Annotated in this window: 1 protein-coding gene; it reads left to right on the top strand. The window is 76.6% G+C overall.

Annotated features, from left to right (window positions below; all coding sequences use genetic code 11):
* Nucleotides 1–353 precede the first annotated feature (353 nt).
* The coding region (locus AOK22_RS14075; protein WP_208606395.1) for an AfsR/SARP family transcriptional regulator at nucleotides 354–2,653 on the top strand (2,300 nt) is incomplete at its 3' end.

Here is a 2,653-nt window from a genome sequence, read left to right as displayed (position 1 = left end):
CGGCCCCGCCCCACAGACGGACCCGAGGCGCAGCACCGCACAAGGCGCAGGCGCCAGGCGCCCGCCGCAGGTCGCGCGGGGCGCCGCCCCGGGTGCCGCGCGCGAGGGCGGCGTGCGGAGATGGTGTGCGGGAGTGGTGCGTGCGCCAACTCACCCGCTCCGTCCCGCCCACCTCGTACGGCCGAACCACGACCGGGCACCCCGAAGCACAGCCCCGCAGGTCGGCGGGCGCGGGCCCACCCCAGGGACCGGATCCCGACCACGGCGCCCACCCGGAGCCCCGCTCCGCCCCGGCCTCCGCGGCCCCCTCCCGCGCGGCCCGTCCTCCGGCGCCCCGCTCCCGGGTCCATAAGATGAGCGCGACCAGTACCTCGCAGGAGAGCGTGGGGGCCATGCAGCGGGACGACCTTCACTACGCGTTGCTGGGTCCCGTCAAAGTGCGCGAGCCCGGCGGGGAGACGGTCGCCCTCGCACCCCAGCAGCGCGCGATCCTGGTGATGCTCCTCTCCCGGGGCGGCCGGTCCGTCACCGCCGCCGAACTCGTCGACGGCGTCTGGGGCGACCCGGCACCCGAACGCGCGCTCTCCACCCTGCGGACCCAGATCGCCCGGCTGCGCCGCGTACTCGAACCCGCGCGCCCGGCCCGCACGCCCGCGAAGGTCCTGCTCTCGACGCCGGGCGGCTACCGCCTGCGGACCGCCGAGGGCGCCTGCGACCTGGACCTCTTCCACGAGTACGTCACGGAGGCCGAGCGCGCGGTCCGCGACGACGACCCGCGCGCGGCGCGTCGGCTGTTCGGCGCCGCGCTCGACCTGTGGCGGGGCGAGCCGCTCGCCGGTGTCCCGGGACCGTACGCGGACACCCTGCGCGCCGCGCTCGCCGAGCGCCGCCTCGCGGTCCTGGAGGCCCGCGTCCGCCTCGACCTGGAGCTGGGCGCGCCCGCCGAGAGCATCCCCGAACTGACCCTCCTGGTCGCCGAGCACCCGCTGCGCGAGGGCCTGCGGGCCCAGCTGATGCTCGCCCTCTACCGCGGCGGACGCCAGGGCGAGGCGCTGGCCGCGTACGCCGACGTACGCCGTGTCCTCGGCGAGGAACTCGGCGTGGAACCGGGCCTGGAGCTACGGGACCTGCACCGGCGCGTCCTGCGCGCCGACCCCTCGCTCGGCGGGACCGAGGGCGCCTCACCGCGGAGTGGCGCGCCGGCCCCGACGGGCCACACCGGCCCGGACGATTCCGCGGCGGCGTACCTCGTGCCGATCCCCGCCCAACTGCCCGCCCCGCCAGCCGACTTCACCGGTCGCACGGAGGACGTCGAACGCCTCCTCGCCGCCCTCGCCGCCGATACCCCGCAGGTCGTCGTCTCCGCGATGGCCGGGCTCGGCGGGGTCGGCAAGACGGTGCTCGCCCTGTACGCCGGGCACCGGGCCCGCGACCGGTTCCCGGACGGGCAGCTCTACGCCGACCTCGGCGGCGTGTCGGCCGTGCCCGTCGACCCCGCCGATCTGCTCGGCCGGTTCCTGCGGGCGCTCGGTGTCGGCGTCGTGCCGGACGGGCTCGACGAACGGTCCGCGCTCTACCGGTCCGTGCTCGCGGGACGCCGCGTCCTCGTCGTCCTCGACAACGCCGCGAGCGCGGGGCAGGTCGCTCCGCTGCTGCCCGGTGCGCCGGGCAGCGCGGCGCTGGTGACCAGCAGGGCCAGGCTGCCGCTGCCCTCGGCCCACGCCTTCGAACTGGACGTGTTCACCGAGGAGGAAGCCCTCGGGCTCCTCGCCGGGATCGTCGGAGCCGAACGCGTCGGGGCGGAGCCGGAGGCGGCCGCCGCGCTGGTCGCCGCCTGTGCACGGCTGCCGCTCGCTGTGCGCATCGTGGGTGCCCGGCTCGTGCAGCGGCCCTCCTGGTCGATCTCCGGGCTCCTGAGGCGGCTCGCCGACGAGCGGCGCAGGCTGGTCGAGCTCAGGGTCGGCAGCATGGCGGTCGAGGCGACGTTCCGGCTGAGCTACGACCAGTTGGCGCCGCCCCTGGCACGGGCTTTCCGGTTGGCCGCGCTGATCGAGGGCCCGGTGTTCTCGGCGCCGATGGCCGCGGCCGTGCTCGACAGGTCCGAGCAGGAGGCCGAGACGCTGCTCGAACGGCTCGTGGACGAGGGCCTGTTGGAGGCGCGGGCAGACGGTGGCTATCGCTACCACGACCTGCTGCGGCTGTTCGCGCGGGCGCAGACGGAAGGAACGGAGGAGACGGCGGCGGCCTCCGGAGAAGAGGCCTGGGCCCGCGAAGCCCAGGCGACCCGACTCCACGGGAATGAGGAAGACCGGACTCCCGAAGCCGAGCCGGACCGCCTCCGCCAATCCCAGGGAGGCCCGTCCCCCGACGACGAAGGGCAGCACGCCCGCGAAGGGCACGCCACCCGCGAAGGAGACCGCGCCCGCGAACGGGACCGCGGAGGCGAACGGCACGCCACCCGCGACGGAGACCCTGCCCGCGAACGGGACCCCGGAGGCGAAGGGGACCCCACCCGCGAAGGGGACCGCCCCCGCGAAGGGGAACGCCCCCGCGAAGGCGGCCGCGCCCGCGAAGGGGACGCCGCCATCGCGCGGCTCGTCGATCACTGTCTCGCCGTGGTCCGTGAGGCCCACCGACTCGCCCGCCCCGGCTC

Origin of the sequence: Streptomyces silaceus (genome assembly GCF_001419745.1) — a bacterium.
In the GTDB taxonomy this organism is placed as follows: Bacteria; Actinomycetota; Actinomycetes; order Streptomycetales; family Streptomycetaceae; genus Streptomyces; species Streptomyces silaceus.
The sequence above is the reverse complement of the archived record's forward strand: the minus strand, read 5'-3'. Positions and strand labels throughout refer to the sequence as shown.